This window comes from Paenibacillus sp. PDC88 (assembly GCF_900106725.1).
Lineage (GTDB): Bacteria > Bacillota > Bacilli > Paenibacillales > Paenibacillaceae > Paenibacillus > Paenibacillus shunpengii.
The window spans coordinates 126,843-140,176 of the sequence record NZ_FNNT01000002.1 but is presented as its reverse complement, the minus strand read 5'-3'; the positions used below and the strand labels follow the sequence as shown (position 1 = coordinate 140,176).

At 49.3% G+C, this 13,334-nt stretch carries 16 protein-coding genes; all 16 read right to left on the bottom strand.

Features of this window, described 5'->3' with window-relative positions:
• Nucleotides 1-41 precede the first annotated feature (41 nt).
• Nucleotides 42-380 carry a hypothetical protein gene (locus BLW49_RS07215; RefSeq protein WP_256209651.1) on the bottom strand — a complete coding sequence of 113 codons (339 nt, stop codon included), beginning with the start codon at nucleotides 378-380 and terminating at the stop codon, nucleotides 42-44.
• 20 nt (nucleotides 381-400) lie between these two features.
• Nucleotides 401-880, bottom strand: a complete 480-nt coding sequence (locus BLW49_RS07210) for a hypothetical protein (protein ID WP_076312988.1) — start codon at nucleotides 878-880, stop codon at nucleotides 401-403.
• A gap of 124 nt (nucleotides 881-1,004) precedes the next feature.
• On the bottom strand, nucleotides 1,005-1,793 hold the full coding sequence (locus BLW49_RS07205) for a hypothetical protein (RefSeq protein WP_256209649.1): 789 nt from the start codon (nucleotides 1,791-1,793) through the stop codon (nucleotides 1,005-1,007).
• Between the two features lie 70 nt (nucleotides 1,794-1,863).
• Nucleotides 1,864-2,289 (bottom strand): hypothetical protein, encoded by a 426-nt coding sequence (locus BLW49_RS07200; RefSeq protein WP_143042087.1) that lies wholly within the window; start codon nucleotides 2,287-2,289, stop codon nucleotides 1,864-1,866.
• Nucleotides 2,290-2,316: 27 nt separating this feature from the next.
• Nucleotides 2,317-3,057: a hypothetical protein gene (locus tag BLW49_RS07195; RefSeq protein WP_076312991.1), complete on the bottom strand. Its 741-nt coding sequence runs from the start codon at nucleotides 3,055-3,057 to the stop codon at nucleotides 2,317-2,319.
• Between the two features lie 5 nt (nucleotides 3,058-3,062).
• Nucleotides 3,063-3,674: a hypothetical protein gene (locus BLW49_RS07190; protein ID WP_076312992.1), complete on the bottom strand. Its 612-nt coding sequence runs from the start codon at nucleotides 3,672-3,674 to the stop codon at nucleotides 3,063-3,065.
• A 6-nt stretch (nucleotides 3,675-3,680) separates the two neighbouring features.
• Nucleotides 3,681-4,115: a hypothetical protein gene (locus BLW49_RS07185; protein WP_076312993.1), complete on the bottom strand. Its 435-nt coding sequence runs from the start codon at nucleotides 4,113-4,115 to the stop codon at nucleotides 3,681-3,683.
• Between the two features lie 14 nt (nucleotides 4,116-4,129).
• Nucleotides 4,130-4,615 (bottom strand): MerR family transcriptional regulator, encoded by a 486-nt coding sequence (locus BLW49_RS07180; RefSeq protein WP_076312994.1) that lies wholly within the window; start codon nucleotides 4,613-4,615, stop codon nucleotides 4,130-4,132.
• 89 nt (nucleotides 4,616-4,704) lie between these two features.
• The gene (locus BLW49_RS07175; protein WP_076312995.1) at nucleotides 4,705-5,676 is read right to left on the bottom strand and encodes a major capsid protein; all 972 of its coding nucleotides are present in this window, start codon (nucleotides 5,674-5,676) and stop codon (nucleotides 4,705-4,707) included.
• 61 nt (nucleotides 5,677-5,737) lie between these two features.
• Nucleotides 5,738-6,172 carry a hypothetical protein gene (locus tag BLW49_RS07170; RefSeq protein ID WP_076312996.1) on the bottom strand — a complete coding sequence of 145 codons (435 nt, stop codon included), beginning with the start codon at nucleotides 6,170-6,172 and terminating at the stop codon, nucleotides 5,738-5,740.
• Nucleotides 6,172-7,635, bottom strand: a complete 1,464-nt coding sequence (locus BLW49_RS07165) for a hypothetical protein (RefSeq protein WP_076312997.1) — start codon at nucleotides 7,633-7,635, stop codon at nucleotides 6,172-6,174. Before BLW49_RS07165 ends, BLW49_RS07170 begins: the two co-directional genes overlap by 1 nt.
• A gap of 58 nt (nucleotides 7,636-7,693) precedes the next feature.
• A complete protein-coding gene (locus BLW49_RS07160) occupies nucleotides 7,694-9,283 on the bottom strand; it encodes a hypothetical protein (protein WP_076312998.1) in 1,590 nt (529 codons plus the stop codon).
• Nucleotides 9,284-9,298: 15 nt separating this feature from the next.
• Entirely contained in the window at nucleotides 9,299-10,072 is a 774-nt protein-coding gene (locus BLW49_RS07155; RefSeq protein WP_076312999.1) for a metallophosphoesterase family protein, read from the bottom strand.
• Between the two features lie 312 nt (nucleotides 10,073-10,384).
• Nucleotides 10,385-12,091 carry a hypothetical protein gene (locus tag BLW49_RS07150; protein WP_076313000.1) on the bottom strand — a complete coding sequence of 569 codons (1,707 nt, stop codon included), beginning with the start codon at nucleotides 12,089-12,091 and terminating at the stop codon, nucleotides 10,385-10,387.
• A gap of 88 nt (nucleotides 12,092-12,179) precedes the next feature.
• A complete protein-coding gene (locus tag BLW49_RS07145; protein WP_076313001.1) occupies nucleotides 12,180-12,725 on the bottom strand; it encodes a thymidine kinase in 546 nt (181 codons plus the stop codon).
• Nucleotides 12,718-13,317 (bottom strand): hypothetical protein, encoded by a 600-nt coding sequence (locus BLW49_RS07140; RefSeq protein WP_076313002.1) that lies wholly within the window; start codon nucleotides 13,315-13,317, stop codon nucleotides 12,718-12,720. Before BLW49_RS07140 ends, BLW49_RS07145 begins: the two co-directional genes overlap by 8 nt.
• Nucleotides 13,318-13,334: the final 17 nt, after the last annotated feature.

Here is a 13,334-nt window from a genome sequence, read left to right as displayed (position 1 = left end):
CCCGTTCCACCTTAGTTTAGGCAGAACGGGACAGAACTCACTTATCCTCCGAGAGCTTGTGCTAAGAGACCAATGTCGTCTTCTCCAATCTCGGTATAATCTTCATCATCGTAGGTTCTCTTACGTCTAATAGTACCGTCAGCTCCGACTGACTCTCCTCCCCCACCGCCGCCACCGAACATGCGGAGAGGTGCTGTCATAAGCTCTACCTCGAATTGAATGTACTTCTCGGCTGACTTACACAGCTCCGCGACCTGAGGGAGTGTGTACTCCCAAATCTCCCACTTGTTCAGTCCACAGTGCTTATGGAGGGTGAAGAAAATCTCTCCCCAGTGTAGTGGCTCCTGTGTCTCCACATCACGGATTTCGGTGCCCTCCATCGGCTCCCCCTCGTCGCGTTCTACTTTTTTAGACCGTTGAGACCGATAAGGATGTCGATGACCTTACGGGTAGAGTTCAGATCAAGGTACTCGTCCAGGTAATCCCGATTGACGATGTACTCCCCGCCCTCACCTCTTGTGACGATATGTGGGTAGTTCTTAAATGCCATAGCGAGAATGTCGAACAGGTCTTGCTGGCGCTTCTCATCCTGCTCCTCGTCATCTGTAGGGATGAAGTTGAGGATGATCGCATCCACATTAACTGTCTTCAAGAGCTTCATAAGGCGACGAGCATCTTTCAAGTTACATGGTGGGATACGATACTTCCGTCTATCTCGCAGTGTAATGACTTCATCATCCTCGAAGAAAGCCCGCTCAGCCGCGTCTGCTTCCTCCTGGGTAACCTGCTTATTGGCAGGGTCATTCTTAAAACGTTCTGCGGCTTCAGCATTAAGCTTCTCAGCCAGTTCTCGTTCTTCGCGCTCTTTATCTGTTTCCATGATGTGAACCTCCCCTGAGTTTATGTACTCCCCCGAATAATAAAAAACCCTGGCAAGGCAAGGGTCTGTGCAGGGGAGGACACAGATTCCGTTCGATACCTTGCCAGGATTATGTGGTTACGTCTTAGACGCGGGATGTCGCGCTGAAGCGTTTGATGCTTCCCAGTTTACCGTCAGCCCGTTCAGGGTCGAGGATTTGCAGGGAGATCGCAGACGCGGAAGCCGAAGCACGTTGAGCGTTAATGCTGAACGTACCTTTAGCACGGCACATGTACAGCTCGGTTTCAACACCCGCATACGTGCCATCCTTTTGTTGGAATGTACCGTGGTGGATCACAGAGATCGGGAACGGTACTTCGTCAACAAGCAGGTCAACCAGGTCAACGACTTCTTCACGCTTGTAGTTCATCACGGTGTCTTTACCAATGTGAGCGTTGTTCAGGACAACCACTCCGTTGGTGTCATCGTAGAAGAACTCATCAGCCGCGATAGTAGCAGGTAGAGTCCCGCCTGGAAGTTTCTTCAGCAACTTGTTCGCGTCTTTCAGTCGAACAGCAAGCTCTCCGTCTGCTCCGTAGATAGTACTTGCGAAGTTTGGAGCAACCTCAGCAAACCCCGAATTGAAGGTTCCCGCAGTCGCTTGATCCTGCTCGTTCAGTACCCATACGAAGGAGTTGACTTGCTCTTGGACTGTGGAACCCATCATCAACTGAATGGCATCCAGGTCGAACTTCGCGTCAGTCGCGGATACCTCAATCGACTTGGACTTAACCAATACGTCGATTGCGAATAGACCGTCACCGCCGAAGATGTCCTCAAGTTCTACGTTGAGGTCGATTTTCAGGTCTTGCAGAGTACCGAGAGTAATTACCTCTACAGCACCCAACGGGTCAGCAGGAAGGCGTTTAGCCATGAAGGTACCTACGCCCTTGATAATCATTTTCTTTGCCATCGACTCGTTCACTCCTTTTGTTAGTAAAAGTCTACTCCTCAAGAGTCACTGAGAACTCAATGACTACTGTGAAGCAATACGTGTTTGTCGCATCAACATCCGTCTCAAACCCTTGAACGAAGTAAGACTCGAAACTCTCGATGTCTTGCATGGGGTGAAGCTCTCCATCAAACAACTTGATGATTCGGTTTGCAAGACGTTGTGCAGTGTCCACATCATCACTGGTGTAGATGTCAAACACGAACGGGCAAACGTACACATAGTGGTTATCAGGGTTGCGTCCTCCGTTAGGAGTGTAAAAGGTCACTAACGGCATGTTATCCTCGACCAAGTTAGTGGGCTTGTTTCGCTTTTGAATGCGTCTCGCCTTAACGAGGTTGTCGGCACTAGCCCCTACTCCTAAGTAGTTTAGAACGTCAAGGTCATTCGCTAACACCTTGTAGATACCGTTGTACAAATCCACGACAGCCATAAATACTCCCCCTTAGTCTTTTCCGAGAGTGAAGGTCTTCTTGGCTACAAGGTATCTTCTCGGGTCTACCTTGCTAATAGCCGATCTATATTGTTCCAACACGAACTTCTTGGTCGAGTACTTAGTAAAGGCTTTTCTAAACCAAAACTCTCCCTTGAAGTCTTGTCCTATTCTCTTGAGTACGGGTCTTCTCTCGCCACCTCTTGGTGAGTTTGTTACACGAGTGTTTCCCCCAAGGTCTCGCCAACGACCCTTCTTGTCCTTCGGCTGAAATACCGAACGGGTTACGGATGGTTGACCTGCGCTTCTCCATGGGTTAGGGTCTGCCATACCTTCGATCCAGTACCCTGAAGGATCTTGCTTTCCACCGATACCGTACTCGTAGTAGAGACCAACATATGATCTCTTGAACGAGGAGTTCTGCTCCATAGCTCCGACACCCATCTTCAGGAGTGTTTGAGCCTTGCCGCCCACCGCGCTTGACATCCACTCGGTCTGTAGCGCGACAATCGAAGCGATCATATCGTTCCTACGATCACGGTCGCTCATTGGAGCTTGCCCTTCAATACGTACTGTCTTCTTCTCCCTCATATCGAGCTTCCTTGCATTGGCGAGTGCTTCAGCAAGAATGCTCTGTCTGATGGTCATGGTAGCCGCTTTGAGTTCTCTCTTGAGATCAGTTAGAAACTCCTGCTCCCTGAAGTAAATGATGTTGTTCTTCTCTGAGGGTCTTCCTCGTCCACCCCGTGCCATCTACATCACTTCCTTGTCTCGGTACAAACGTCGATCATGACGCACCCCTCGAAGCTGACAAAATCAAGAGCATCTACCTTGAACGGGGATTTCTTTCCGTTGATGGTGAGACTGATCTTGTCCAGGAGCTTCACGTCAATTAGCGGGGCGTAGATGCGAAACTCCACCTCAGGGAGTAGACCCATATTCTTCTGCTCAATTACAGCTCGTCCTGACTCCACGTAAACACTAAGCTCATCTGCCACCATGACGAGGGACTTCTTGATGTTCCCGTATTCGTCTGCTGTCTCCTCAATCCGCTCCAGTGTGATGGAACTGTTGCACTCAAGCATCCTGCAAATCGTGGCGATCTTGTCCGACTGCACGATCTCATCCATGGAAGCCAGTACAAGGTAGTGGGTATCCGTAATGGCATTGCGTACTAAGTTTCCGTTATGGATAGTGATCTCAGGTACGAACTGCCCCTGTCGGTGAGCTTCCAAAGAGATTTCAGCGTAAGATACCTTGTTAGCTCTACCTAAAAGGGCTTTGGTCGTTTCAACAACGACTCCCGTGGAGTCAATTACCTCAACGGGAGAGCCTTCATCCAATATGATCTGTCTCTTAACGTCCTTCACTTCTCATCACGCCCCCGTATCCCAGTTTCGATTAGAGGTGATCTTACTAATGAGCGGAGCATCTACTCCGTCACCGTCAACCACTACCGTGCTGATCTGACTTAGGGATGTTTCGTAATCCGCAAGGAACTGCTGTGCCCTTTCATCCCAATCAACTCTCTCCTTCTTCCACTTCACGTCAATGGTCGATACCTCTTGGTTCACCCGCCGCCCCATGCTAGGGGCGATCAGGTAACAGATGTAAGAGACCACAGCATTCTGAATCAGTAGGAGATCGACTGCATCAGTGATCGAGGAGTACTCGGGCACCCGCTTGATGACGATTGCTTCAGCAAGGTCTACGAACAGCGGTTGGTTAATGTCCGTGTCAGGAACCTCTGATTCCTTCGCTCCCAACTTAGATCGAACGACTGTCTCGTACCCAGTTGTCAGAATAAGCATGGTGCCCCCTCCTTTTAGTTAATGAACTGTTCGATGCGAACCGTAGGTCGGCTTGCAGATCGAACGAATACCTTCACCGCACCCTTGAACTCTTTCGACTCCCCAGGGGCAATACGGTCAGCAGGATCAAAGCTAACCATATCCACGTCCGAGTATAGGTCTCCCGCACCCAGGTTCGTGATAACCACACGCTTAGCTTCAGGGTGTACGCCGATGATCTTGTTCTCGTACAGACGGAGCTGATAGTCGTAGGCTACTAGCGGCTCATCGTCGTTAGCCTGGACTGCACCATCATTGCTTGGGGCTTCAGGCTGTTCTTGCCCGACAACTGCTTCGCCAGTTCCTCCTTCTTTCTCTTGAGTTCCTGTGTCTGCTTGTCCATCCTGACCTTCCTCCTTCTCTTTGAGCAGTGCTCTCAGCTCGTTATATTCCAGTTCCTCGATCTGCTCAGCAGGTACACCGAGGTCTTTAAGTGCTTTGATTACGTCAGCCTTCTTCATGGGGATAGCCCTCCTCAATTGGTTTTGATATAAGAAAAGTCGCTACCGCTAGGCGATAGCCTTACAGTAGCGACCTATTGTGGCGTGGATTAGGAGAACGGAGTTACCGCGTCTGCAAAGATGAAGCCCGCAACATCGGAGATCATCTTTTGGTTGTACCAACGCTCAGCTTCTACGATGGTAGCCTTACGACCAACCTCGTACCACTTACGTACTTGTACAGCACCTTGGTTGTCCTTATTCCACATGAAGCTGTATCCGAGGGATACTTGCTTCTTACCAGGGCGCGGTGCGATGTAAGCAAGAACTACAGAGGTTCCCCAAATGTAGTTCAAGTCTTCACGCTGACCTGGGAGGTAAGAACCTGCATTCGTGGCATCAGATACCAGTGCAGAACCTACCAAGAAGTTATCAACGCCGAACACCGCTTTCAGCAACTCTTGCGAGATGATGCCGCGCTCAACGTACTTGATAACGTCCTTGATCTTAGGGTGAAGTTTCAGCACGTTCAGCACTTGCTCGGACATAATCATCGTGTTAGGACGAATACCCGATTTCTTGTGCAGTGCTTCCTTCGCCTTGTGTACATCAAGGATTGGGTCGGAGTTTTCGTAGTCACTCCACTTGTACGTACCCGCCGAACCGAGCGTCAGGCGCAGGTCGTTGTGGTAGTTGTTCGCGTTCATGACTTGGTTAGCCGCGTCAACCTCTTTGTTCAAGAGGATACCTTCGGTAACAAGCTCCGTACCTTCACTTTCCAGGTCGAACTCCTCATCGGCGTTAGCCGTTTCTTCGTCAGCAATAGCGTGACGCAGGGCGTGTCCCTCAGTGAAGTACGTATCATTGGAAAGCGTCCAGTTGATCTCATTCGCTTCCGTACCAGGGGCACGAAGGTCGTTATGAGTACGGAACTTCTCCATACCGTACACGTAGTAGCGGTCAGACTGCTTCTTTACTTCCAACGGTTTGAAGATAGAGTCAGCGATATACGCTTCATTCTTGTAGCCGATGGAGATGTTCGACAGGGTTTTGTCGATATGCACCTTCTGAACTGTTGGCATCTATGTCACTCCTTAATTAGTTGTGGGATGGGGGAAAGGCTCCGTTATCGAAGCCCCTTTACTACTTAGTGAAGACGTGGTATTGCATCCGTACAGGGATTACATCACCTGCAACCCCGCCCTTTTCAGCGAAGCCCAGTACGTTGTAAATTCCCGCAGGAGCGTTGTCCACGGAATCACCCTTACCACCTGCAACCGCGTAGATGCGGTCAGTTACCGACACGGTACCATCGAGGGTAACCAGTGCGATACCTTCCAGTTTGATTGCGATTTGGCGACCTGCTTGAGAACCACCATCACGCAACGGGTCATCTAGTCGCTCGTCGTTGTCGGCTACACCCAATGGGATAGCATTGGCACCTGAAATTTTCGTCAGGTCTTCGCCGCTGTGCTCAACGATGCGGTACAGAGGAATCTCGTTCTTCCCTGTGTCAGGGTTGACGTTGTTCGGGTCGATACGGTAAGACTTTTGAAGTCTTGTGAATTGACCTGCCATTACTCAGCACTCCCATCTGCGTTGGAATATTTCTTGAACATGAGCTTAGTTGCATCCGTAATGGAAACACCTTGCTCTTTTGCGTACTTGGTAGCTTCATCAGCTACGAAGTTACGGAACTCGGTCTCAGTCTCGAAGTCCTCTCGGGATTTCGGTTGACCGTTGTTCAGGCGTTGTTCTCCACCTACACTACCGTCAGTAATCCGTGCTCCTGCAAAGCGAGTGTTGACCTCAGCTTCAAAGCCTTGGATTACCTCTTTGATCTCAGCAACGGACAAGGTTCCAAGGAACTTCTCGTACATTGTCTTGTTGAAGGCATTACCTTGTGCTCGTACACCAAGGTCGAGAGCTTGTTCAGACAAGTCTTGACGATAGGTGTTAGCCAGTTCAGCCTTCTCCGTCAGCTCCTCGTTCGTGCGAGTCAGCTCCTCGATGGTCACGTCTTTAGTAGCAGAGAGTTGTTTCTCAGCTTCCAAGTTCGTAGCCGCAGTTGCTAGTTCTCCGCGAACAGATTCAAGATCAGCAGTCAAAGTACCGACCTGTGCGTCTTTAGCCGCGAATGCTTCTTTCACTTTGGCAGTCAGTTCGTCGGGAGTTTGTGTCTCGGTAATCTCAACACCTACTTGCGAGAACATTGCTTGAAGTTTTGCAAATTCCACTTCGGATTCACTCCTTTGCTTCAGATATTCAGCACCGTTGGTACGATCAGCACTATCCGTGAACAGTACAGAACCATCTCTCGTGTAGTACTGGGTAATAGTCGCGTTCAACGGGATGTTTTTGAAGTTCTCTACTAGATGTAGTTTAGAACCTTTAGATTCTCCGCTAACGCTCTCACCACGAGAAAAGTTATTCTTGATCGTGGCTCTGTTACATGCACCCGCATATACAAGAGAGTTCTCAAGTAATTCACCGTCTCCGTCTTCTCCCGCGATAACATAACAAGTCTCGGTTCTGAATACTCCGTCATCACCTTTGATCTCGTACTGTTCTCCTGGGTAGTGCGAACAGTTCATGTAGTCACGAATGTCGTGATTACAAAGAGAGCAGTTCCACGTTGCGGCATTGAAGCCGATAGACGTATCAAAGATAGTCCCTGCATCAATCCCCTTCACAAGGTCATCTGTACTCATACCGCTCTCGGTCTGTCGCCCAAGGTCGATATAGAACTGTCCGTAAACTGATTGGGTGTACCCGTATTCCTCATCAAACTCCTCACGAATATCCGCACCGAAGGAACGACCTACGGGAAGACTTCTGCTGTTGTGGTTCATCAGAAGCCCTACCCCTCTGTTCGCGTCCTTGACGAATTTCCGAAGAAGGTTCGGGTGCAACTTGGAGGAGTATGAAGTCACTTGGTCGTCGATCATCATGTTGGGGAAGACGTAAACTTCCTCCTCAGTCAGCTCTCGGGCTGTGAACTTATTAATCCGCGCAAGTTGCTCGGGTGTTGGTCTTGGCATTTGAACACCTCCTGGATTCATCAACTCTTAACTTAGAGTAGACACTTCCCCTCAAACATCACTTGGTGGTGTCTGAGGAGTCTGTAGGTGTCTTCTCGTCTGTACTTCCGCTTGTTGCCCCGCCATCCTTGTTCTGAACCGTGCTCTTACCAAGGTGCTCCCAATCAGGTTCAGCAACGGCAGGAGTGCCCACAGCACCGATAGAAGCCGTGTCTTGGTCAACCCAACCTTGGTCACGCTTGTAAGCCCAGTTTTGAAGTGCGATCTGCTCGAATTGTGCTTGCTCAAGCTCGGTACGAATTTCTACAGGCTCGAACTTAAATTCCACAACCCCTTGCTTCCCCATGACGTTGAGGTACAGCGTGAGTGCGCGACTCATGATTCGCTCGACAACCTCTTGCATGGCTTCTACACCTTTCAGGTAGAGCTTGATCTCCATCTTTGCAAAGCTCTCTGTGTTGCCCGTAGAGCGTCTTCCGAGGATGGTGGATAATGTTTTAAGTCCTGCTGTGATAAGCCCGTCAATGGCTCTCATAAGCTTCTCAGGGTCGATCAGGGAGCCCCCTCCACCACCGCCCTTGCCGCCGACCATTCCGATCTCAATGGAGTTGAAATGCACGAACGTGTCGTCCACTTCCAGGTCGTTGTACATGTCGATGATTTCTCTCAGCTTCTCATTGAGCCACTTCTGCTTCTCCTTCTCGTTGTTGCGAATGTTGATAGGCATACGTTGAAGGAGAACGTCCTCAAGGATGGTGATGTCAAAGCGTGGGTAGCCTTGGTTGTGGACTACCGCCTTGATGTCATTCAGAACTTGCATTTGGAACATCACCATGTTGATTGCACCTATTAGCGGAGAACGTCCGTACGGATCGTCGATGCGGGCATCTAGTGTCTCGTATAGGAATGTAGGGATGTCCAAGCTGATTCTGTCTGTATCCTGGTAAGGGATATATCTCTCGTTCTCGTACTTAAAGGTGATCGTCCCTGGGTCTACAGGGGCGAAGAATGCCACGTTCTTCAAATCCTGGGTAAGAACCAACTCAAGTGCGCCCGCCCCACGGGTCACCACGCTCAGCAAGAGTGAGTTCAGTACTTTATGGATTGAGTGAGATGGCTCGAACTGCATAATGTTTGGTGCTTCAAGGCGTTGGAACAACTCTCGAATCAACTTCTCTCCCGCCTTGTCCGTCTTGTCACTCCCGACCTTGTACACGTTGGTGGTGAACTTTCCTCGCCCGAGTCGCAAGAAGTTCCATAGGGCGAACGATACGTCAGGGTGAGCGTCGATCAGAATGTCCAAGAGGTCTTCAATGGAGGAAGACGATAATGAACGGTCATCCAGTCGTAAGTCCCGCTGAGCTACACGGCTCAGGGAACCACCCGCACCGCCGCCGCCCGTTGCGAACTTAGGGATCGTCGTTCGGGTTCCACCAAACTCAGAAGTGCTTTCTCCCGACCATAGCGGGTCACTACTTGTGGTGATTTCCCCTGCTAAGTTCTGCCCGCGCTTTCTGCCGCCGCCGAGAAAACTCTTGAAGAAACCTTCTTTAGCTTCAGGTGATCTCTGCGTAGACTGTTGCTGTCGCCCTGTATTGGCGGGCTTGTTCCTGCGAAACAGGCTTGTAAATCTATCGAGTAAACCCACTCGTTACACCTCCTCTTAGATCAAATCATCAATCTTGTGGAACACTTTGCGGTGCTCCTCCGCGAATAACTGAACGACTCCGTATCCTGGAAGACTTGCAGGGAATCCCTTCTGTTCTCCGTAGCCGCCGTGTACGAGGGATGCTCCCGTGTTCACGAACATTTGCTTCAAAGTAACTGGCTCGTCCTTTCCAGGTGCAGGCAAGAATACTTCTCTCTCGAACTTCAAGAGCTTGTGTGTATGCCCCATGAAGTACATATGAGCAACCGCTGTCTCGCGCATCTTCAACATAGCGTTGATTACAGACGCTTCCGTAGTACCGCCAGTGGCTCCGTGCCATGCGTATGCGGAATAGGTCTGTCCACTGCCTAGGTTGTAGTTCACGATTCCCGAGAACTTTCCGTATGCATCAGGTCTACCGATACGGTGGCAGAACTCTTGCATGATCTCGAAGGACGTGTCTCGGATAATACGTTCCTCGTGGTTACCTTCAATTACGATGTCGATCAGGTCTGCTACAGGCTTGAACGTCTCCACCGCCACCTCAAACTGTCTTTGAGTCGGGTACGTTTCTTCGTAAACAGATCGACCTACAGATGTTTTAGTCGCAACCTCCATGAGGTCTCCCATCAGAACGATACGAGTTCTATTGCGATTCTTTACTGCAAACTGCAAGGCTTTATCCAGGTACTTGGGGTTGTATTGTTTACTACCGAAGTGAATGTCTCCAATAGGCAGGACATACATCGACTGGTGTGAACCGCTATAGCCTGATAAGAACTGCTTCATCTCTTACTCCTCCCCACATTTGGTCTTTACATAGATTAGACCGAAACGGGTAGGCGGCAACGCGGATCGCGGCGGCGGGTGGGGCGGCGAGGATATAAGAAAAAGAGCCTACCGAAGATAGGCAGACTCTTTAAAAAAGGGTTCCGAGCACAGCGAGGATATTAGTACTGGTTATGCTCATAACGGTTGTTATTAACTTTATATTCTTTGTGCTCAAAATTTGGGATTTCATGTCCCAAAAAATAGGATTTCATGTCCCAAAAAACAGGATTTCATGTCCCAAAAAATAGGATTTTATCCCACTAAAGTCTCCTATGCTTTCCGTCTTGCTCCTTGGATCACAGGCATAGCAAAGTGCTCGATAGACTCTACTTCATCGGTTGAGCAAATCCACGAAGCACCTGCACGAGCATCAGAGAAGTCTTTCGTCTTGTCCTTGTCGTGGTCGATCTTGTTCCCGTTGATGAGCTTCATGTGGCGTAGCTCCTCGTTAGCATTCATGTGAGTCTCGTCGGGAATGATGTGGTCAAGAAGCTCGATCATACCTGTATAGATCAAACCCTTCAGGTTCGTGTAGATTTGCAACTGGAATGGGTTAGACCAGTTTTTATCCTCCGCTTCAACACCGTACTGCATGAGCCGCTGAACAACATCTGCCGAGTTAAACTTATCGAACAGTGCCTTCTTAACGTGAACCTGCTGACAGATCATCTCAAGGATTTCTGCTACATTCAGGAGGTCTACTGGAAGACGTTCCTTCTTAGAAGGCTTCCATTCGAGAATCAAGTCTTCTACAGGTTTGTTCACCCACTTCTCCACGATCTCCCCATTCTCGTTCACTTGGATAACTGTAGGCTCCGCATGGAATAACGAGATACAGTAGGAGTCCGTTTCGACACCACCGTCACCGCCCAGGTAGTAAGTAAAGGATGGATCAAGGTTCAGGTTGTGTACCTCAAGTCCGAGGAAATGTCGCTCCACACCGTTCTGAAGGGTGCGTGTAGAGATTTTAGTCTGCACCACTAGGTTAGAGCACTGCGACTGCTTACCGACTTGGATAACCTCGTCAATGCGCTCAGGGAACTGGAATAGACCTTCCTTGTACTTTGGTGGAATACACTCATACTTCATCATTGAGCCTTCAGGGTCACGGTCATAGTCCTTCTTAAAGGATGCCTGACTCTTAGATGTGTTTACCTCCCACGTCTTTCCAATCATCCCGTAAACCTCGGGGTCTCCTTGTAGAAACTCCTCGTACTTCTTGAACATGAAGTCATCCTGGGAACGAGGGAAGGAGATGAAGATCATGAAAGACTTGCTCTCGTAACGAGACAACGCAGAGGAACGGAATGTAGCATAAGCGTCTTCAGCCTTATCATACTCAAAGCCCGCAATCTCATCGAAGATGATTACAAGAGGGTTGTATCCCTCGAAGGAGTCAGCTTCGGAGTGAGCGGAGTGAGCCGTGATATTCTTGTAGAAGCGGATTTGGTTCTTAGTTAACTGGAACTCGTTCGGAGATTTAGGTTCCTGAGAAACCCTCTTGAACCAAGGGCAGTTGTTCAGACGAGCCTTCAACTTCTTGAAGTATACGTTGTTCGCTTGGTACGCATTGATCGCCACGTTAACCAAGTCAATGTTCTCGTCCTGACCGAACCCGAAGTAGTCCTGTGGGTCGTTCATACACGCCAGGAGATAGCCTACATAAGCCAGTATGCCGCTTGCTAGGAAGTCCTTGCCACTACCCTTCCCGAACATTACAACAAGCTCTGTGACCTGTCTGAGGTCTTCAGCGCACAACTTATCGTCGCCAGTCATCTTATACCACAAGATGTCGTTACATTTCTCCAACAGCTCAGTCTGTTTCCCTGGGTATGGTCTCTCGTTACAGAAATCCTTGGACGAGAAGAATGTCACGAGATCGACAGGCTCCTCTCGCCAAATCCCCGTCTTCTGTACGTTACCCTCGGCTAGGTTGATGAAGTCATCCATCAGACTTCCCAAGAGATCATCTGCCATATATGTCACCCTCCTTAACTTTCAATAGGTTCTTTCGTATAGAGAAGGTATAAGCAAGCCGATACCCCTCCTAAGCGAAGCCATCCTGTTAAAGGGATGGCTCCTGCTTTGCAAAGCAAGTTCTACAAAGAGGTTCATACATATCATCACGAGCCACGAAGGTCGTACCGTCTCCCTTGTAGTAGTTAAGGGAAGCGAATTCCCCGCACGAGCACCGCGTTCTCAGTTTGAAGCAGTTGTCGGCAATAGCCGCGATCATAGGCATTTGGAAGAACGGAACACCGTGTCTGTCCATATCCAATCCAGTAACGAATACACTAATGCCGATCTCCCTCAGATTTTGAAGGGTCGGGATGAGAGTCGGGTCATCGAAGAACAGGGATGCTTCTTCAATCCCTACCATAGTGAGTCCTGGCTTCACATGAAGAAGAATCTCGCTTGCCTTCTCTACCCGAGTAACAGGATAGATGAGACCATCATGCGTCTTGATGATATTAGGCTCGTCCCTGTCGTCGGAGTAGGGCTTGAAGCATACAGCACTCTCCCCTGCTTCCTTCAAGTTAGCAATCAGATTGGTTGACTTGCCAGTGAACATCGTTCCCCAAAAGACCGTAATCTCCCCGTGCTTAGTCATTCGCTTTCCCCCTCATCATGTCTGCGAACCACGTAGTCCCTTTTGCCATCTTCAGCTTCTCAGCGATAACAGGAATCTTCTCGGGACATTCTTCTTTCAATGTAGATAGCACAATGTCCATGAACTTCCTGATGTTGTTGTAATCGTTGATTTCCTTTTGAATCTCGGTCATCTGCTTCAGGAACTCACGCATTTCAGAGATAACAGCCTTGTACTGGTAAGGGTTAACGAACTTACCTTTCTCGTAGGCATCCTCCTCCATTGCTTCCAGGAGCATCTTCGTCTTGTTGTATAGTGAAGTCACCTCGTGGATAATGTCCAAGTGATTGTTGACTACCTGAACCAATCTACGCTTGTCCTCTTTTACAATCTGCTTGCTGATCTCAGGCAACTTCTCGAAGAAACGCATGACCACGTACTTGTCGAGGAGATCACCGTCAGGAACCTTACCACTCGCGTTCATCTCATCAGCGATTTGCTGATAGGACAGACCGCTCATACGGAGGTTCACCACGTCCTCCTCAAGTTTGTACTTGACGATCTTGCTCTGCTTCGAGGTAAGCGAGAGTTCTTCATTTCTTTCCTCTGCCACTAACCTCACCTCTTTCG

What these genes read in the sequence shown, in the direction of transcription:
- BLW49_RS07215 (WP_256209651.1), bottom strand. Translation starts at nt 380, where the DNA reads ATGGAGGGCACCGAAATCCGTGATGTGGAGACACAGGAGCCACTACAC.
- BLW49_RS07210 (WP_076312988.1), bottom strand. Translation starts at nt 880, where the DNA reads ATGGAAACAGATAAAGAGCGCGAAGAACGAGAACTGGCTGAGAAGCTT.
- BLW49_RS07205 (WP_256209649.1), bottom strand. Translation starts at nt 1,793, where the DNA reads ATGGCTAAACGCCTTCCTGCTGACCCGTTGGGTGCTGTAGAGGTAATT.
- BLW49_RS07195 (WP_076312991.1), bottom strand. Translation starts at nt 3,057, where the DNA reads ATGGCACGGGGTGGACGAGGAAGACCCTCAGAGAAGAACAACATCATT.
- BLW49_RS07185 (WP_076312993.1), bottom strand. Translation starts at nt 4,115, where the DNA reads ATGCTTATTCTGACAACTGGGTACGAGACAGTCGTTCGATCTAAGTTG.
- BLW49_RS07180 (WP_076312994.1), bottom strand. Translation starts at nt 4,615, where the DNA reads ATGAAGAAGGCTGACGTAATCAAAGCACTTAAAGACCTCGGTGTACCT.
- BLW49_RS07175 (WP_076312995.1), bottom strand. Translation starts at nt 5,676, where the DNA reads ATGCCAACAGTTCAGAAGGTGCATATCGACAAAACCCTGTCGAACATC.
- BLW49_RS07170 (WP_076312996.1), bottom strand. Translation starts at nt 6,172, where the DNA reads ATGGCAGGTCAATTCACAAGACTTCAAAAGTCTTACCGTATCGACCCG.
- BLW49_RS07165 (WP_076312997.1), bottom strand. Translation starts at nt 7,635, where the DNA reads ATGCCAAGACCAACACCCGAGCAACTTGCGCGGATTAATAAGTTCACA.
- BLW49_RS07155 (WP_076312999.1), bottom strand. Translation starts at nt 10,072, where the DNA reads ATGAAGCAGTTCTTATCAGGCTATAGCGGTTCACACCAGTCGATGTAT.
- BLW49_RS07150 (WP_076313000.1), bottom strand. Translation starts at nt 12,091, where the DNA reads ATGGCAGATGATCTCTTGGGAAGTCTGATGGATGACTTCATCAACCTA.
- BLW49_RS07145 (WP_076313001.1), bottom strand. Translation starts at nt 12,725, where the DNA reads ATGACTAAGCACGGGGAGATTACGGTCTTTTGGGGAACGATGTTCACT.